Genomic DNA, 16,235 nt, shown 5'->3' with positions numbered 1-16,235 from the left:
TGTGCTCGGAGAGTTTGTCAATCAGAACCAAAACAATAATACCTGAGGTTCGCTCACACTTTCATTTTTTGACATTGATTTTTGGGGGACGCTATGTCTATCGAATCTGTACTTCATGAACACCGCGTATTCGCGCCAGGCAAGGCTTTCTCCAGCCAGGCGGCAGTCGGCAGCATGGAGGAATACCAGCGTCTGCATGCAGAAGCATTGCAGGATTACGAAGGATTTTGGGCCAAACTGGCGCGCGAGTTATTGATTTGGCACAAGCCATTCACAAAAACGCTGAATCAGGACAATGCGCCCTTCTATAAATGGTTTGAAGATGGCGAGCTCAACGCCTCTGCCAACTGCCTGGACAAGCACCTGCAAACCATCCCGAACAAAACCGCCATTATTTTTGAAGCAGATAACGGCGATGTAAAAAACGTCACTTACAAAGAGCTATATCACCAGGTGTGTCAGTTCGCCAACGGCTTGAAATCGCTCAACCTGGTCAAAGGTGACCGTGTCATTATTTACCTGCCGATGGGCATTGAAGCCATCGTCGCCATGCAGGCCTGCGCGCGCCTGGGCATTATCCACTCCGTAGTATTCGGCGGTTTCTCAGCCAAAAGCCTGAATGAACGGATTATTGATGCCGGTGCGGTCGCTGTGATCACGTCCGACGGCCAATATCGTGGTGGCAAAACCCTGCCACTGAAACAAGCGGTCGATGAAGGCATCGCCATGGGTGGCTGTGACAGCATCCGCCACATGGTGGTGTTCAAAAAAACCGGCCTGGATGTGGCCTGGGATAGCAAATGTGTTTGGTGGCATGACCTGATTGCCGATAAGGCCGATACCTGTGAACCGGTGATGGTCGATGCCGAGCATCCGCTGTTCCTGCTCTACACCTCTGGCTCTACCGGCAAACCCAAAGGTGTACAACATAGCTCGGCCGGTTACTTGCTGCATGCCATGAATACCATGCGCTGGACTTTTGACATTAAGCCGGATGACATTTACTGGTGCACGGCCGATGTGGGCTGGATTACCGGCCATAGCTACGTGACCTACGGGCCGCTCGCCATGGGCGCGACACAAATCGTGTTTGAAGGCATCCCGACCTTCCCTAACGCAGGCCGTTTCTGGGAAATGATCCAGCGCCACAAAGTCAGCGTGTTTTACACCGCGCCGACAGCGATCCGCTCACTGATTAAAGCCGGTGAAACTGACTTCACTACTCACCCTAACCACTTTGACTTATCCAGCCTGCGCCTGCTGGGCACGGTTGGCGAACCGATCAACCCGGAAGCCTGGATGTGGTACTACGAACAGGTCGGCGGCAACCGCTGCCCGATTGTAGACACCTTCTGGCAAACAGAGACTGGCGGCCATGTGATCACCCCTTTGCCAGGGGCGACACCACTGGTACCAGGCTCCTGTACCCTGCCCTTCCCCGGCATTGATATCGACGTGGTGGATGAAACTGGCAAAGACATTCCCTGGGGCAGCGGCGGCTTGCTGGTGATTAAAAAGCCATGGCCCTCCATGATACGCACTATTTACAACGACCCCGAGCGTTATAAAACCAGCTACTTCCCGGCTGAATTGGGCGGCAATTTATACCTCGCTGGCGACGGCGCAGTACGCGATGCCGACACTGGCAACTTCACCATCATGGGCCGTATCGACGACGTGCTCAACGTCTCTGGTCACCGCTTAGGCACCATGGAAATCGAATCGGCACTGGTTGCCAATCATTTGGTGGCCGAATCTGCCGTCGTCGGCAAACCGCACCCGATTAAAGGTGAATCCGTCGTGGCTTATGTCGTGCTCAAAGGCAAGCGACCAGAAGGCGAAGAGGCCAAAAAGATCGTTGCCGAACTACGCGAGTGGGTAGGTAAAGAGATTGGCCCAATTGCCAAACCAGACGAAATCCGCTTTGGCGACAACCTGCCTAAAACACGCTCGGGCAAGATCATGCGCCGTTTGTTGCGCAGCCTGGCCAAAGGCGAGGAAATCACTTCCGACATTTCCACATTGGACAACCCGGCGATTTTGGACCAACTGAAACAACCTGTAAACTAAGCCGAATAACGCGGAAAAACCAAGAAACTATCCGCGTTTATCCGCGTTCATCGGCGGCAAAAATTGTTTTTTAAAGACAGTCTATGGAAGGTTTAATCATCCTGATTATTTTCGCAGCAGTGGCCATCTTCCTGATGCGAAAATAATCCGGCCAAGTGTTTGATTAGGTTAGAATAGCGCTTTTTTCCAAAGCGCTATTTTTTCATGTCCAGTTTGCAGCAAGAAGTCGAACGCCGCCGTACCTTTGCCATTATTTCGCACCCGGATGCGGGTAAAACCACGCTCACAGAAAAACTGTTGTGGTTTGGTGGCGCGATTCAGGTCGCCGGTGAAGTGCGTGGCCGTAAAGCCGCGCGCCATGCCACCTCGGACTGGATGGAACTGGAAAAGCAACGCGGTATTTCAGTCACCTCCTCCGTCATGCAGTTTCCTTACCGCGAGCACATGGTCAACCTGCTAGACACACCAGGCCATGATGACTTCTCCGAAGATACCTATCGTACCTTAACAGCGGTGGACTCTGCTGTGATGGTGATTGACTCGGTAAATGGCGTGGAAGCGCAAACTATCAAGTTGCTGAATGTGTGCCGCATGCGCGACACACCGATTATCACCTTTATCAACAAGCTGGACCGCGAAAGCCGCGCGCCGATTGAGTTGCTAGATGAAATCGAAACCACATTGGGCATGGAATGTGCACCCATGACCTGGCCGATCGGCATGGGTAAAACCTTCCGTGGCGTGTATAGCCTGGTCAATGACTCCATTTTATTCTTTGACCCGCGCGCCGAAAAAGGCACGTCTGAGACCATTCAAGGCCTGGATAACCCACGCCTGGACGAACTGATAGGCTACCAGGCCGAAGAGTTGCGCGTCGACATTGAACTGGTACGTGGCGCCTCCAATGAGTTCAACAAAGAACGTTATTTAAGCGGCAAACAAACGCCAGTGTTTTTTGGCTCGGCGGTGAATAACTTTGGCGTGCAATCCCTGCTGGATGCCGTGGTTGATTTATCGCCACCACCACAAGCCCGCAAAACTGCTACCCGCGCGGTGGCTGCTAACGAAGAAAAATTCGCTGGTTTTGTGTTCAAAATCCAGGCCAATATGGACCCAAAACACCGTGACCGCATTGCCTTTTTGCGCGTGTGCTCTGGCCGTTTTGAGCGTGGCATGAAAATCAAGCAAGTGGCTTCGGGCAAGATGCTCAACGTCAATAACGCGATTACGTTTATGGCGCAAGACCGCACCATCATGGACGAAGCTTATTCCGGTGACATTATCGGCATCCCTAACCACGGCACCATCAAGTTAGGCGACACTTTTACCGAGAATGAAGCGCTTAAATTCATTGGCATCCCATCGTTCGCACCGGAATTTTTCCGCCGCGCACGCATTAAAAACCCGATGAAAATGAAGCAGTTACAAATCGGCCTCAAACAGCTATCAGAAGAAGGTGCAGCACAATTGTTCCGTCCGCTGTTATCCAACGACCTGATTCTGGGCGCCGTGGGTATGCTGCAGTTTGACGTCGTGGCGCACCGTTTGGAGCACGAATATGGCGTCGACATGGTATTTGAGCCTTATGACTGCTACACGGCGCGCTGGCTCAAAGGCTCAGACGCCGACCTGAAGGCCATTGCGGATAAATACGGCTTTAACGTCGGCCTCGATAGCGCCGATGACTACGTCTACCTGGCGCCTAACCGCGTGAACCTGCAAATGGCGCAAGAGCGTTACCCGGATATCCAGTTTATGGAAACACGGGAAATTGCCTAAACTTAATTCGCGGTTAGTCCATGTCAGCACAAGCGCAACCTGATCGCCTGTCGGGTGCCATCAAGGCTTTATCGTTTAAGCAACCGTTTGCCTGGCTGATCGCGAACGGCTACCTGCTGGTGGATGACCGCAGTTGGGGCACGCAATATCGCGGCCCCATGCTCATACATGCCAGCAAAGGCCTGTATGAGGAATACTACCAATACATCAAATCCCATACCGGCATCCCTATTCCCGACAAAGACAAACTGCAATATGGTGGCGTGGTGGGTATCGCCAGGCTAGTGCTATGCAGCAAGCCTGGTGAATTGCCTGCGGGCATTAGTCGCGAACAACGTGCGCATTTTGGTGGCGTGCATCAGGAGTATTACGGTTTTTTATTTGCGCAGGCGACGCCGTTACCGCTGATGCCCTGCGCTGGTAAGCTGGGGATTTTTGAGATTAATATCGACCAACTGCGGGCTGCGCCGCCTGCAGCACAGGCAGAATTATTTTAGTATTGGTTTAACGCATGCATCTAGATACTGCGTTTCTGGCACAGGTTAATATTTAGATTGTTTTAACATGCTGATAATTGCGTATTTTCTCATCCGCAGTAATGAGCGCGCACCCTAGCTTTCGCGCAGTTGCCACAATCATCCTATCTGCCGGGTCTTTGTGAAACTCGTCTGGCAATGATGCCGACTTCACAGCAATCTCATTGTCTACCGGATAAAACCGGACGCGATTAATGTGGCTGATAGCCGTTAACCACGCATCGACATCCATAGAAAGTATTAATCTGTTTTTTTGTACGAGCATGGCAACCTCCCATGCAGTAATGCTGGAGATGATAAGCTCACCAGCACTCAGCTCATACTCAATCGCATTCTTTGCTGCCTGACTTAACTGCGCATCATTGCTGACCCACCAAACCAATATATGCGTATCCAATACAATCACTTGAGGCTTTCCCATTCACCTTCATCAATAGAAGCAAAGGGAGCCTCATACTTGAGCACAGAGCCCTTTAATACATGCAAAGGATTTTCACCTTGGTCCTGATACCTTCTAATTTCCAGCTTAGCTTTGCCATGGTCAGTGACAATCAAAGGTTCGCCAGTTGTTTCAACTTCGCGAAAATACTCAAGCGCTTTAGCTTTTAGCATCGATTTCGACACGTGATTATGCATAAAAACCTCCTCAGACATTTTTCAACTTCAGTCCATCATACACAATTATGACCATTTTAAATAGTCATAATTGTGTATGCAGATAAAGCATTTATCGCTTTAGCAACGCGTATAATGGCGTCTTTGCAATCTGGTGTCACGATGAGAAATCCCTGTCCCTGCTATAGCGGAAAAGCCTATGCCGACTGCTGCCAGCCATTACATCATGGACTGGCAGCGCCCAATGCCGAACGCCTGATGCGCTCACGTTACAGCGCTTATGCACTGAAGTTGCCAGACTATATTTTGCAAACCTGGCAGGCTGACACCCGCCCCACCACCCTTACGCAAGAAGACCTCAAGGGCATTAAATGGCTGAAGCTGCAAGTGCTGTCGCATACGCAAGTGGATGCGGATCACGCGTTGGTGAAGTTTGTAGCGACCTTCCAGAGTGGCCAACAGAAGAAAGAGCAATTAACCGAGCACAGCCGTTTTAGCCGTGAAAGTGGGCAATGGCTCTATATTGACGGGCAGATTGATTGAATGACCCGGCAATAAAAAAGGCAGCGATTTCGCTGCCTTTTTTATTAGGTCAAATTACAGCCCCTGCTTCAGGCTTTCCATAATAAATGGATCCAGGTCGCCATCGAGCACGCCTTGCGTATTGCCGATCTCAACCCCCGTGCGCAGGTCTTTAATCCGGCCTTGGTCCAACACGTAACTGCGGATCTGGTGTCCCCAGCCAATATCGGTTTTGGCATCTTCCAGCGCCTGTTTTTCTTCGTTACGTTTGCTCAGCTCGAGGTTATACAACGCGCCTTTCAGCATGTTCATCGCTTCTTCTTTGTTTCTATGCTGTGAACGGTCGTTCTGGCATTGCACGACAACACCCGTTGGCAAGTGGGTAATCCGCACCGCGGAGTCGGTCTTGTTAATATGCTGACCACCGGCGCCACTGGCACGGTAGGTATCAATACGCAAATCCGCCGGGTTGATTTCGATTTCAATCGAATCATCCACCTCGGGGAATATCTGCACACTAGCGAAACTGGTGTGGCGTTTGGAGTTGGCATCAAACGGTGACTTGCGTACCAAGCGATGGACGCCGCTCTCAGTACGCAAAGTACCAAATGCATAATCGCCACTGACTTTGAGTGACGCGCCTTTAATACCGGCAATATCGCCCTCGGACTCTTCCAGCACTTCTACGGTAAAGCCCTTGCGCTCGACATAACGCAGATACATACGCAACAACATGCCTGCCCAGTCTTGCGCTTCAGTGCCGCCACTGCCAGACTGGAACTCAATAAAGCAGTTATTAGCATCCATCGGCTGGGAAAACATGCGTTTAAATTCCATCTCGGCGATGGTTTTCTCGACTTTTTGTACGTCATCATTCACGCTCAGCAGCGTATCGTCGTCGCTTTCTTCGCGCGCCATGTCAAACAGCTCCTGGCTGTCAGTTAGCGATTGTGCGACAGAATCCAGTGTGGTGACCACGGTTTCCAGCATGCGTTTCTCCTTGCCCAGCTTTTGCGCTTTTTCAGCGTCATCCCACACTTTAGGGTCTTCAAGCAGGCCGTTGACTTCGGCTAAACGTTGCTCTTTGTTTTCGTAGTCAAAGATACCCCCGAAGGGCATGGTGACGTTGGGTTAAATCGCTCAACGCATTGGCGATGGCATTTAGTTGTTCTGCTTCCATGTGATTGATTTTAAATTGTGTAAAAACCGCTATTATACCGCAGCTAAAACGGCGATTCAGCGCCAAAACATGCCTGGTATTGAGTTTCAGATACAGATTTTTGTCACAAACTTTGTCACAAAATAGTAAAATCCCTGTCACAAAACTTTGAAACCACCAGGGAGTACCCAATGGCGAATGCCACTTTTGGCCGCATCATGGCTGCAATCAGCCCCAGAAACGATAACTATTTTGTACTGTTTAACCGTTTGGCCGATTGTGCGGTGCGTGGTTCCAAAGTGCTGGCCCTGATGGCAGCAGAAGTCGATCAGGCAAGTTTTCAAAAACATTTCTCAGACATCCGCGACATCGAGTCTGAAGCAGATGAGTACACCAAGGAAATTCTGCTGTCCTTGCATAAAACCTTTATTACGCCATTTGACCGCCGCGAAATTCGCGAGCTTGCCATGGCACTCGATGACATCATCGACTATATGGAAGCGATTCCACAAAGCGTCGAAATTTACGGCAACAGCAAATTCACGCCAGAAATGGTGGCGCTGGCGCAAATCCTGCTGCGTGCCTCTGAGAAAGTACAGGACGCAGTGCACATGTTGTCTGACATGAAAAATGCCGAGCGTATTTTGCGCACCTGTGAAGAAATCAGCAAGATTGAAGGCGAAGCCGACCATATCATGCGTTCAGGCATGCACAGGCTGTTTGAAGAAGACCATGATGCGCGCACACTCATCCGCTCAAAACAATTGTATGACCTGTTTGAAGAAGCCGTCGATAGCTGTGAAGACGTCGCCGATGTCATTCATGGCGTCGTCTTAGAGCGTATTTAGGAACCCGCCATGGATCATGTGATTTTGGTCATGGCGGTGCTCGTCTTCGTCGCCCTGATTTTTGACTTTATGAACGGTTTTCACGATGCGGCCAACTCGATTGCGCTCATGGTGTCCACCCGTTTACTCACCCCGCAGGCGGCCGTGATCTGGGCTGCCTTTTTCAACTTTGTCGCTTTTTTGTTTTTTGGCCTGCACGTGGCCGACACCGTGGGCAAAGGCATTATTGATCCCAACATCGTCAATAACACGGTGATTTTTGGTGCGCTATTCGGCGCCATCGCCTGGAACGTCATCACCTGGTGGTTTGGTATCCCCTCTTCGTCTTCTCATGCCTTGATCGGCGGCCTGATTGGCGCGGGCATGGCCCATTCTGGCACCAAAGGCGTGATTTTAGGCAGCAAGCTGATCAGCACCGGTATCGCCATTATCCTGTCACCCTTGTTTGGCATGATACTCGCGCTGTTGCTATCGATTGGCATTATGTGGGTGTTTCAAAAATCCTCGCCCTATAAAATCGAAAGCCGCTTCAACAAGCTGCAATTTATCTCATCTTCCCTGTTCAGCCTGGGCCACGGCGCTAACGATGCGCAGAAAACCATGGGCATCATTACTGTTCTACTGTTTGCCAATGGTTATTTGCACGGCGATTTCCACGTGCCATTCTGGGTGGTGATTTCGTGCCAGCTGGCCATGGGCCTGGGCACACTGTTTGGTGGCTGGCGCATTGTGCGCACCATGGGTATGGGCATTACCAAAATTCGCCCGACGGGTGGCTTTGCCGCGCAAACGTCAGGCTCAATTGCCTTGTTCCTGGCGACCAGTTTAGGCATTCCGGTCTCCACCACCCATACCATTACCGGTGCCATTGTCGGTGTCGGCCTATCACGCCGCATGACGGCTGTACGCTGGGGCCTGGCCTCTCGCATCGTCTGGGCCTGGGTGCTGACCATCCCCTGCGCCGCGATCATGGCGGCGATTGCCTACCATATTGGTGAAAGCTTGCTGTAAGCTAAAAAGGCAATAAAAAGGGCGCAGACTGCGCCTTTTTTATTTTTTGTCACATTTCTGTCATATAAAATTCTTATGATCTCGTCCATCACAACAGACAACACCAAACACAGGAGTGTATAGATGAAAACCCGTTTGTTCCGCAATACTTTAATGGCCGGTCTGATCGTTCAGGCATTTAGCTTCGCGCACTCAGCAGCGGCTGCGGACAAAATCATCAAGATTGATGGTTCTAGCACGGTTTACCCGATTACTGAGGCGGTGGCTGAAGAGTTTCAGCGCGCCAAAGGCGTCAAGGTCACGGTCGGTGAGTCCGGCACTGGCGGCGGCTTCAAAAAGTTCTGCCGCGGCGAAACCGATATTTCTGATGCTTCCCGTCCTATTTCACAAAAAGAAATCGATGCGTGTAAAGAAGGCGGCGTACAGTTTATTGAACTGCCGATTGCTTACGATGCCTTGACGGTGGTCGTGAACGCTAAAAACGACTGGGTGAAACAAATCACCGTGGCTGAACTGAAAAAAATCTGGGAGCCAGGTTCCAAAGTGAAAAGCTGGAAAGAAGTAAACGCCACTTATCCAGACAAACCAATCAACCTGTACGGCCCAGGCACCGCTTCTGGTACCTTTGACTACTTCACTGAAGCTGTGAATGGCAAAGCCAAGGCAAGCCGCACTGACTACACACCGTCTGAAGATGACAATGTACTGGTGCAAGGTGTGTCCGGTAACAACGGCGGTATGGCTTATTTCGGTCTGGCTTACTACCTGGAAAACACTGACAAACTGAAAGCGGTCCCTGTGGTGGCTAAAGAAGGCGGCAAACCAGTATTGCCATCTGAAGCAACAGTGATGGATGGCACTTACCAACCGCTGTCACGCCCATTGTTCATTTACGTGAATGCGACTTCAGCCGCATTCAAGCCAGAGATCAAAGCTTTCGTGAACTACTATCTGGAAAACGCACCAGAGCTGGTCAAAGAAGTGAAATACGTACCACTGCCTAAAGCAGATTACACCGCAGTGAAAGAACACTTCAAGGCGATGAAACCAGGCACTGGCTTCAACGGTACCTCAGAAGTCGGCATCAAGATTACTGACTTGTTATCCCGCATCAAGTAATCATAAAAAAGGGGCTGCAACGCCCCTTTTTTAGTGATGACTCGGCCTGAACTGCGGATTATCCGCTAAAATTCTTCCCTGGCAGATCAATACTCTTGATCATTAGTAAAAGATCAACACACTATGGCGACTCAAGCAATGCAAGCTCCCGCGCAACTGACCATCAGCCCCAGACTGGCGAAAAACATCCGCCGCAATGTCAAAGAACGGATTATTGAACTGATCCTGATGATGGCCGCCCTGGTCGCTGTCGCCACCACGTTTGCCATTGTTGGTGTGCTGCTATACGAATCACTGAGCTTTTTCAAAACAGTCTCTGTCATTGAGTTTTTCACAGACACGCAATGGACACCATTATTTGAAGATGCGCACTACGGCATTATGCCGCTGGTATCCGGTACTTTGACCACCTCTGCCATTGCGCTGGCAGTGGCCGTGCCGATTGGTACCATTTCAGCCATTTTCCTGTCTGAATTTGCTTCACACAAAACGCGCGAAATCATCAAGCCTATCCTGGAACTCCTGGTCGGTGTACCTACCGTGGTGTTTGGCTATTTCGCCCTGTTTTTCGTCACCCCTTTGCTGCAAAGCATCTACCCTGACCTGCCGAGCTTTAACATGCTGGGCGCAGGGATTGTAATGGGGATCATGATTATTCCGTACATTGCCTCCATGTCTGAAGATGCCATGCGCGCAGTGCCTATGAGCATGCGTGAAGGCTCTTATGCCATGGGCGCGACGCGCTTCCAGACGGCGATTAAAGTGGTGACGCCAGCAGCGATTTCCGGCATTGTGGCTGCGTATATCTTGGCCATCTCGCGTGCAGTGGGCGAAACCATGGTGGTGGCGATTGCCGCAGGCCAGCAACCTAACCTGACCTTTAACCCACTGGATAGTGCAGCGACCATTACCGCTTATATCGTACAAGTCGCGATGGGTGACTTGCCACACGGTAGCATCGGTTATCAAAGTATTTTTGCCGCGGGCCTGGTATTGATGGCCATGACCTTGTCATTCAATATTTTCGGTCACTGGGTGCGCAAGAAATACCGCGAAAGCTACTAATAAACTGTCTTATTACTGACACATAATCACCATACACTGCCAGTAGCCAGACTACTGGCTAATGCGGAAATCACACACCATGGAACATAAAGCTTCTGTCCTCGAAAATCTGGCCGACGTCCGCGCCATGATTAAACGCCACAAGCGTAATGACACATTATTTGCCACCCTGGGCCTGATTTGCCTGATGCTAGGGTTAATGACATTGATGCTGCTGTTCTGGCAACTGATTGCTGACGGCCATCCAAAATTCAGCCTGGACTTTCTGACTGAATTCCCGTCACGCCGTGCTGGTCGTGCTGGCTTACTGTCTGCCTGGGTAGGTTCTTTACTGGTCATGTCTGTGACTTTTCTGACAGCAGTTCCCATCGGTGTTGCCGCCGGTTTATACCTGGAAGAATATGCGCCAAAAAACTGGTTTACCGACCTGATTGAAATCAACGTTTCTAACCTGGCAGGCGTGCCTTCTATCATCTACGGTTTGCTGGCATTGGGCTTGTTTGTCTACATGCTGGACTTCGGCCAGAGTATCCTCACCGCGGGTTTAACATTAGGCCTGCTGATTCTGCCGATTGTGATTGTGTCTACCCGCGAAGCCATCCGCGCCATTCCGGTGTCTATCCGTGAAGCGGCTTACGGCGTCGGCGCCACCAAATGGCAAGTCGTTTACGATCACGTATTTAAATACTCTTACGGCGGCATCCTCACCGGTATCATTATCGGCATGGCGCGCGCCCTGGGTGAAACTGCCCCTATCATTACCATTGGCGCGCTGACCTTTATTGCCTTCCTGCCACCTAGCCCGATCACGACCGAGCCACCCTTCCTTAACTTTGAATGGTTGTCCTCAGGCTTTACCGTGATGCCGATTCAAATGTTTAACTGGTTGTCGCGCCCTGACCATGCCTTCCATGTCAATGCGGCGGCCACCGGTGCACTGATCATTGTTGTCACGCTGTTAATGAACGGTGCAGCGATCTGGTTACGCTACAAAATTCGTAAAAATATTAAATGGTAATGCCACATAAGATTTAGGAAACTTCATGGCCACTGTCACAACTGCAATAAAAGCCGAAGCACGCGATTTAAACTTTTTTTATAGCAACGGCGCCCGCGCACTCAAAGGCATTTCCATGCCTTTGTATGAAAACAAAATCACGGCGCTGATTGGCCCATCCGGTTGCGGAAAATCCACCTTTCTGCGCTGCTTCAACCGTATGCACGATTTGTATCCTGGCAATAAATACCAGGGCCAGATCGTCATGCACCCGGACAACACCAATGTGCTGGATGCAGGCGTAGACCCGATTGAAGTGCGCATGCGTATCAGCATGGTGTTTCAGAAACCTAACCCGTTTCCAAAGTCTATCTACGAAAACGTGGCCTACGGCCTGCGCGTGCGTGGTGAAAACAACAAACGCATCATGGACGACAAGGTAGAAGAAGCGCTTAAAGGTGCTGCGTTGTGGAACGAAGTCAAAGACCGTTTACATGACCTGGCTTTTAACCTCTCTGGGGGTCAGCAACAACGCTTGTGTATCGCCCGTGCCTTGGCCACTGACCCGGAAATCATGCTGTTTGACGAGCCAACCTCTGCGCTGGATCCGATTGCGACGGCTAACATTGAAGAGCTGATGGTCGAACTGCGCAGCAAGCTGACGATCCTGGTGGTCACGCACAACATGCAACAGGCGGCGCGTGTCTCTGACTACACCGCGTATATGTACCTAGGTGAATTGATCGAGTACGATGATACTGACAAAATTTTCACCAACCCGGGCCGTAAAGAAACCGAAGACTACATTACCGGCAAGTTTGGTTAATGCCTGTCTGAATAAAAAACGCCACATCATGTGGCGTTTTTTTATGTGTCTTGTTACGTTTAATCCATCATACTCGGGCTCCAGAAAGCCTGATGAATATAGCTTGCAGCCAATAGCCGTTGCGTTACGGCATCCAGCTCATCACTATTAATGGCTGCGGCTAATAACTCCACCTCAATCTCTACGCAATCATTGCCAAAGGCATGCATCTGTAAATGCTTGGTTGGGTATTGCACCTCCGCCAGCATGCTTTCTAACAAGGTCAGCGCCTCTTTCTGGTGTTGTCGTAACGCAATCACATAAATGGTGGTGGTCGACTCTACACGCAAGGTATCAATCGGCTTGCGGTTAATCTGATTCACCACCGGCCGTAACAGCGTATTGGTTGCCAACACAAACAAGGTGCCTAACACCGCCTCTAATAACAAATCCGCACCCGCACACGCCCCCACTGCCGCCGAGCCCCACAACGTTGCCGCGGTGTTGAGCCCGCGCACATTGCCTTCTTCACGCATAATGACGCCAGCGCCTAAAAAACCAATGCCCGAGACCACGTAAGCCACCACGTGCACGGCGCCCTCATTACCGGTCAGGCGATTGGCCATATCGACAAAAATAGCGGCGCCGACGGCGACCAACACATTGGTACGCAAGCCCGCCGTGCGTTGCCGATACTGGCGTTCAAAGCCAATCACGGCACCGCAGACAAACGCTGCCGTCAGGCTGAGCAATGAATCTGCCAAAGAAATGAGGTTAATATTTTGAATGGCCTGCAATGTCATGACTATCCTTGAAAAATATCTTGCGGATACTTCGCACCGAAACAACCAGGCAGCATTGTAAAGCAAGCCGTCTGACATGACACTGACACAGAGGATCTGGACAATATGCTTAAAATGAAATTTACCAAATCATTAAAAGCTTAGGTAGACTGCGCATTTACCAACAAACAATTCAGGAGAGAAGAATGACGGCGTTTCTAATTGCAGATGTTTTAATCAAAGACGATCAATGGGTGCCTGAATATGCAAAGCATGTGCACCTGATCGCTGCAAAACATGGCGGCAAATACTTGAGCCGTAGCGCCAATATAGACGTGCTTGAGGGTAAACCACTAGAAAATACTTTAATTGCGTTGATTCAGTTTCCGAACAAAGAATCTGCATTGGCCTTTGCGAATGATCCTGAGTATGCCCCTTACTCCAAAGCAAGACAGGATGGCACCGAGAGCCGTTTTCAGCTGATTGATGATACCGATGTTGCAGGCACCATCCCTTATCTTGCCAAATAAACGTTCAGTTTGACCTGAGTGGGTGTCCAGTGGTGCAATCGCTGCATTATTCGAGTGTATTGCACCTTGCTGTCTCGCACTCTAATGTGAGACAGCAAGCACAACATTTCACTCAGCAACACATCCCTTAAGCAGCGGCTGAGGCCGCCATCGGCATATGCGTCAGCATCAGGCGCTCATAGCACTCGAGCAGCTTGTTTGCCTGCGCGTCGCTGGACCACACTTGCTCCACATAGCGCTTGCCTTGTTTACCGACACGCTCACGCAATTGATGGTCTATGAGCAAGGTTTGTACTTGCTCGGCAAAGTGTAACTCATCGTCCTTGGCAATCAAGGCACCCTGTTCCTGGCGCAAAATAGAGGCGGTGCCCAACTCGGCAATCGCCACCACTGGCGTAGACTGCGCCATGGCTTCCAGCAATACCAAGCCTTGCGTTTCGCTCTTGGAGGCGAACACAAAAATATCTGCCGCCTGATAAGCGGCGTTCAAGCCTACCGCCCTATCGAGATACCCCAGGAACATGACATGTGACTGCAAACCATTATCACGTGCCATTTTCTTGAGCATAGGCTCGGCCGGGCCCTCGCCAGTAATCACCAGCAACACTTCCGGGTGATCCTGAATCACCAGTGACAGCATTTCCAGCAAAAACTGGATGTTCTTTTCATGCGCCACGCGACCCACAAACAGTAACAGCGGACGTTGCGCCGGGATACCATATTTCTCCCTGAACGCGGCACCATCACCAGGCACAAAGCGCGAAGCATCCAGCCCAGTCGGGATCACGGTGATCGGTGTCGTCACACCATATTGCTGCAACACATCACGCATCTGCGCCGAAGGCGAAACCACGGTATCGACCTGCTGACATTGCTTGCGCGACACCGATTGCGCAATGCGCACCGCCCATTTGCGCGGCACCCACGGCAAATAATGGTGCATATAGTCTTCAAAAAAGGTGTGGTAGGTCTCTACCGCAGGCACTTGCAATCTTTTAGCGATTTTAACCCCGGCGTAATGCGCAATAAATGGCGTGTGGATATGTACCAGGTCATAATCACCCGGGTGCAGGCTATTGGCATACGCCATCAAGGCTGACCACTTCATTAAATAATCTTCCGGGTCGAACACGATTTTGCGTGCGTCTATACGGGTGATCCAGTTTTCATCAGCGGAAGCTGGCTGTCCTGGGTACTGCGGTGCAATCAGATGGACGACATGGCCCTGCTCGCGCAAACTTTCAGCAAACGTACGGATGCTGGTAGACACGCCATTCACGCGCGGGAAATACACATCTGAAATCATCAATATTTTCATGCAGGATTCCGAGTTAACAAATCTCACATAGCTTAACAAGCCTTCGTGATGCTTTTATGACGAAAAATGCTTTCATATCAACGTCATACAGCATTCATCCAACTGTCATGTAGCAGGTGCAAAGTGCGCTCATGTTAATCCGCACCCTACTCATCAGTTTGCTGTTGTTACTGGCCATGCCCAGCGAAGCACACGCCTGGGGCCTGTATTCACATGTCGCCTATACCCACCAGTGGCTGCAAGCCTTGCCGCTGCTGCCGTTGCCCTGGCTAGGCGTGATGCGCCGCTACCCGACCCTGGTGATGGCCGGTGCCTGCCTGCCCGACCTGGCCGTGGTCTCGCGCACGTTTAGCCACAGTCACGGCTGGGGCATGGGCCAGCAATTGCTGCATACCAAAAACGAACGGCAACTGGCATTGGGCATAGGCTACAACATCCACTTGCTGACGGATGTGGTCGCCCACCAGCACTTTGTACCGACCTTTGAAGCCAAATGGCAACACCACAGCCTGCTCACGCATGCCGCCGCCGAATGGGCGATGGATGCTTACCTGCACCAGCCTGATATGCCCTCCCCGGGTAAATTGCTGCGCATACACCGCAAAACCATCGTCGAGACGCTGACACAATCATGGCAATGTGAAGCCGTCATTGTCAATAAAGCCATCTCTCGCCTGGCGAGTGCAGACCAGGCCTTGCGCCTGTCACGTATCCCGCAATACCTGCTAGGCCGTTACCGCAGGCTGGATAACGAATTTGAACACAAACTGGGCTATTACCGTGACCAGGTCACACTGGCTTTGCAGGACCTGCCGCAACTGCTCAACGGCCACTTCCCATCGCTACACGCCGAGCATATCAACCTGGGCATGGAACAGCTGGACGACTGGCGCCAGAAGTGCCTGCAGGATGCCCGCTTGCGACCCACACGGGCGATACAAGCGTTTGAACATTACCAGCATCAATGGTTTAACCAGCCGGACTGTTGATTCACCTGGTGCTTGATCAGCTAGATTTGAATCTATGGGTTTGAATCGATGGACTTGAATCTGATGGCATTGCCGCCATCTAAGGTCTAT

At 51.0% G+C, this 16,235-nt stretch carries 17 protein-coding genes; 12 read left to right on the top strand and 5 right to left on the bottom strand.

Going from position 1 to position 16,235, the window contains the following annotated elements; translation table 11 throughout:
• Nucleotides 1-93: 93 nt before the first annotated feature.
• The 3 genes from acs to INP78_RS04130 all read left to right on the top strand — a co-directional run bounded on the left by acs (nt 94) and on the right by INP78_RS04130 (nt 4,346).
• The gene (gene acs, locus INP78_RS04140) at nt 94-2,070 is read left to right on the top strand and encodes an acetate--CoA ligase (RefSeq protein ID WP_194740886.1); all 1,977 of its coding nucleotides are present in this window, start codon (nt 94-96) and stop codon (nt 2,068-2,070) included.
• Between the two features lie 204 nt (nt 2,071-2,274).
• A complete protein-coding gene (locus INP78_RS04135) occupies nt 2,275-3,849 on the top strand; it encodes a peptide chain release factor 3 (RefSeq protein WP_194740885.1) in 1,575 nt (524 codons plus the stop codon).
• Between the two features lie 20 nt (nt 3,850-3,869).
• Nucleotides 3,870-4,346: a hypothetical protein gene (locus INP78_RS04130; RefSeq protein WP_194740884.1), complete on the top strand. Its 477-nt coding sequence runs from the start codon at nt 3,870-3,872 to the stop codon at nt 4,344-4,346.
• Between the two features lie 52 nt (nt 4,347-4,398).
• Here the strand turns inward: INP78_RS04130 and INP78_RS04125 are convergent, their stop codons facing one another.
• Together INP78_RS04125 and INP78_RS04120 are read right to left on the bottom strand one after the other, a co-directional pair.
• The gene (locus INP78_RS04125; RefSeq protein ID WP_194740883.1) at nt 4,399-4,791 is read right to left on the bottom strand and encodes a type II toxin-antitoxin system VapC family toxin; all 393 of its coding nucleotides are present in this window, start codon (nt 4,789-4,791) and stop codon (nt 4,399-4,401) included.
• Nucleotides 4,788-5,021 carry a type II toxin-antitoxin system Phd/YefM family antitoxin gene (locus tag INP78_RS04120; RefSeq protein WP_194740882.1) on the bottom strand — a complete coding sequence of 78 codons (234 nt, stop codon included), beginning with the start codon at nt 5,019-5,021 and terminating at the stop codon, nt 4,788-4,790. Before INP78_RS04120 ends, INP78_RS04125 begins: the two co-directional genes overlap by 4 nt.
• A gap of 141 nt (nt 5,022-5,162) precedes the next feature.
• Between INP78_RS04120 and INP78_RS04115 the strand changes: the two genes are divergently transcribed.
• Entirely contained in the window at nt 5,163-5,543 is a 381-nt protein-coding gene (locus INP78_RS04115; protein WP_194740881.1) for a YchJ family protein, read from the top strand.
• A 54-nt stretch (nt 5,544-5,597) separates the two neighbouring features.
• Here INP78_RS04115 and prfB read toward each other — a convergent pair.
• Nucleotides 5,598-6,702, bottom strand: a protein-coding gene (gene prfB / locus INP78_RS04110; protein WP_194740880.1) for a peptide chain release factor 2 whose coding sequence is annotated in 2 segments (ribosomal slippage) — nt 5,598-6,620 and nt 6,622-6,702 — 1,104 coding nt in all. Because the reading frame shifts where the segments join, the coding sequence is not laid out codon by codon here.
• A gap of 170 nt (nt 6,703-6,872) precedes the next feature.
• Here prfB and INP78_RS04105 point away from each other — a divergent pair.
• The 6 genes from INP78_RS04105 to pstB all read left to right on the top strand — a co-directional run bounded on the left by INP78_RS04105 (nt 6,873) and on the right by pstB (nt 12,547).
• On the top strand, nt 6,873-7,529 hold the full coding sequence (locus INP78_RS04105; RefSeq protein WP_194740879.1) for a DUF47 domain-containing protein: 657 nt from the start codon (nt 6,873-6,875) through the stop codon (nt 7,527-7,529).
• Between the two features lie 9 nt (nt 7,530-7,538).
• On the top strand, nt 7,539-8,540 hold the full coding sequence (locus tag INP78_RS04100; RefSeq protein WP_194740878.1) for an inorganic phosphate transporter: 1,002 nt from the start codon (nt 7,539-7,541) through the stop codon (nt 8,538-8,540).
• Between the two features lie 123 nt (nt 8,541-8,663).
• A complete protein-coding gene (locus tag INP78_RS04095; RefSeq protein WP_194740877.1) occupies nt 8,664-9,659 on the top strand; it encodes a PstS family phosphate ABC transporter substrate-binding protein in 996 nt (331 codons plus the stop codon).
• A gap of 138 nt (nt 9,660-9,797) precedes the next feature.
• The gene (gene pstC / locus INP78_RS04090; protein ID WP_194741132.1) at nt 9,798-10,724 is read left to right on the top strand and encodes a phosphate ABC transporter permease subunit PstC; all 927 of its coding nucleotides are present in this window, start codon (nt 9,798-9,800) and stop codon (nt 10,722-10,724) included.
• Between the two features lie 79 nt (nt 10,725-10,803).
• Complete coding sequence (gene pstA, locus INP78_RS04085) at nt 10,804-11,742, top strand: phosphate ABC transporter permease PstA (protein WP_194740876.1); 939 nt, start codon at nt 10,804-10,806, stop codon at nt 11,740-11,742.
• Between the two features lie 25 nt (nt 11,743-11,767).
• Nucleotides 11,768-12,547: a phosphate ABC transporter ATP-binding protein PstB gene (gene pstB / locus INP78_RS04080; protein WP_194740875.1), complete on the top strand. Its 780-nt coding sequence runs from the start codon at nt 11,768-11,770 to the stop codon at nt 12,545-12,547.
• Between the two features lie 59 nt (nt 12,548-12,606).
• Here the strand turns inward: pstB and INP78_RS04075 are convergent, their stop codons facing one another.
• Nucleotides 12,607-13,329: an MgtC/SapB family protein gene (locus INP78_RS04075; RefSeq protein WP_228522631.1), complete on the bottom strand. Its 723-nt coding sequence runs from the start codon at nt 13,327-13,329 to the stop codon at nt 12,607-12,609.
• A gap of 185 nt (nt 13,330-13,514) precedes the next feature.
• Here INP78_RS04075 and INP78_RS04070 point away from each other — a divergent pair, with 185 nt between their 5' ends.
• Nucleotides 13,515-13,838 carry a DUF1330 domain-containing protein gene (locus INP78_RS04070; protein WP_194740874.1) on the top strand — a complete coding sequence of 108 codons (324 nt, stop codon included), beginning with the start codon at nt 13,515-13,517 and terminating at the stop codon, nt 13,836-13,838.
• A gap of 127 nt (nt 13,839-13,965) precedes the next feature.
• Here INP78_RS04070 and INP78_RS04065 read toward each other — a convergent pair whose 3' ends face one another.
• The gene (locus INP78_RS04065; RefSeq protein WP_194740873.1) at nt 13,966-15,156 is read right to left on the bottom strand and encodes a glycosyltransferase; all 1,191 of its coding nucleotides are present in this window, start codon (nt 15,154-15,156) and stop codon (nt 13,966-13,968) included.
• A gap of 131 nt (nt 15,157-15,287) precedes the next feature.
• On the opposite strand from INP78_RS04065, the gene INP78_RS04060 reads away from it, so the two are divergent.
• Nucleotides 15,288-16,145 carry a zinc dependent phospholipase C family protein gene (locus INP78_RS04060; RefSeq protein ID WP_194740872.1) on the top strand — a complete coding sequence of 286 codons (858 nt, stop codon included), beginning with the start codon at nt 15,288-15,290 and terminating at the stop codon, nt 16,143-16,145.
• Nucleotides 16,146-16,235 lie beyond the last annotated feature (90 nt).

The organism is Methylophilus sp. 14 (assembly GCF_015354345.1).
In the GTDB taxonomy this organism is placed as follows: Bacteria; Pseudomonadota; Gammaproteobacteria; order Burkholderiales; family Methylophilaceae; genus Methylophilus.
Note: the sequence above shows the minus strand (reverse complement) of the source record. Positions and strands in the feature narration are given on the sequence as shown.

Excerpts from the sequence above, each read along its gene's own strand:
- INP78_RS04100 (WP_194740878.1), top strand. The coding sequence starts at position 7,539 with ATGGATCATGTGATTTTGGTCATGGCGGTGCTCGTCTTCGTCGCCCTG.
- INP78_RS04095 (WP_194740877.1), top strand. The coding sequence starts at position 8,664 with ATGAAAACCCGTTTGTTCCGCAATACTTTAATGGCCGGTCTGATCGTT.
- INP78_RS04120 (WP_194740882.1), bottom strand. The coding sequence starts at position 5,021 with ATGCATAATCACGTGTCGAAATCGATGCTAAAAGCTAAAGCGCTTGAG.
- INP78_RS04115 (WP_194740881.1), top strand. The coding sequence starts at position 5,163 with ATGAGAAATCCCTGTCCCTGCTATAGCGGAAAAGCCTATGCCGACTGC.
- pstA (WP_194740876.1), top strand. The coding sequence starts at position 10,804 with ATGGAACATAAAGCTTCTGTCCTCGAAAATCTGGCCGACGTCCGCGCC.
- pstC (WP_194741132.1), top strand. The coding sequence starts at position 9,798 with ATGCAAGCTCCCGCGCAACTGACCATCAGCCCCAGACTGGCGAAAAAC.
- INP78_RS04070 (WP_194740874.1), top strand. The coding sequence starts at position 13,515 with ATGACGGCGTTTCTAATTGCAGATGTTTTAATCAAAGACGATCAATGG.
- INP78_RS04065 (WP_194740873.1), bottom strand. The coding sequence starts at position 15,156 with ATGAAAATATTGATGATTTCAGATGTGTATTTCCCGCGCGTGAATGGC.
- INP78_RS04060 (WP_194740872.1), top strand. The coding sequence starts at position 15,288 with ATGTTAATCCGCACCCTACTCATCAGTTTGCTGTTGTTACTGGCCATG.
- INP78_RS04105 (WP_194740879.1), top strand. The coding sequence starts at position 6,873 with ATGGCGAATGCCACTTTTGGCCGCATCATGGCTGCAATCAGCCCCAGA.
- pstB (WP_194740875.1), top strand. The coding sequence starts at position 11,768 with ATGGCCACTGTCACAACTGCAATAAAAGCCGAAGCACGCGATTTAAAC.
- INP78_RS04075 (WP_228522631.1), bottom strand. The coding sequence starts at position 13,329 with ATGACATTGCAGGCCATTCAAAATATTAACCTCATTTCTTTGGCAGAT.
- INP78_RS04130 (WP_194740884.1), top strand. The coding sequence starts at position 3,870 with ATGTCAGCACAAGCGCAACCTGATCGCCTGTCGGGTGCCATCAAGGCT.
- INP78_RS04135 (WP_194740885.1), top strand. The coding sequence starts at position 2,275 with ATGTCCAGTTTGCAGCAAGAAGTCGAACGCCGCCGTACCTTTGCCATT.
- acs (WP_194740886.1), top strand. The coding sequence starts at position 94 with ATGTCTATCGAATCTGTACTTCATGAACACCGCGTATTCGCGCCAGGC.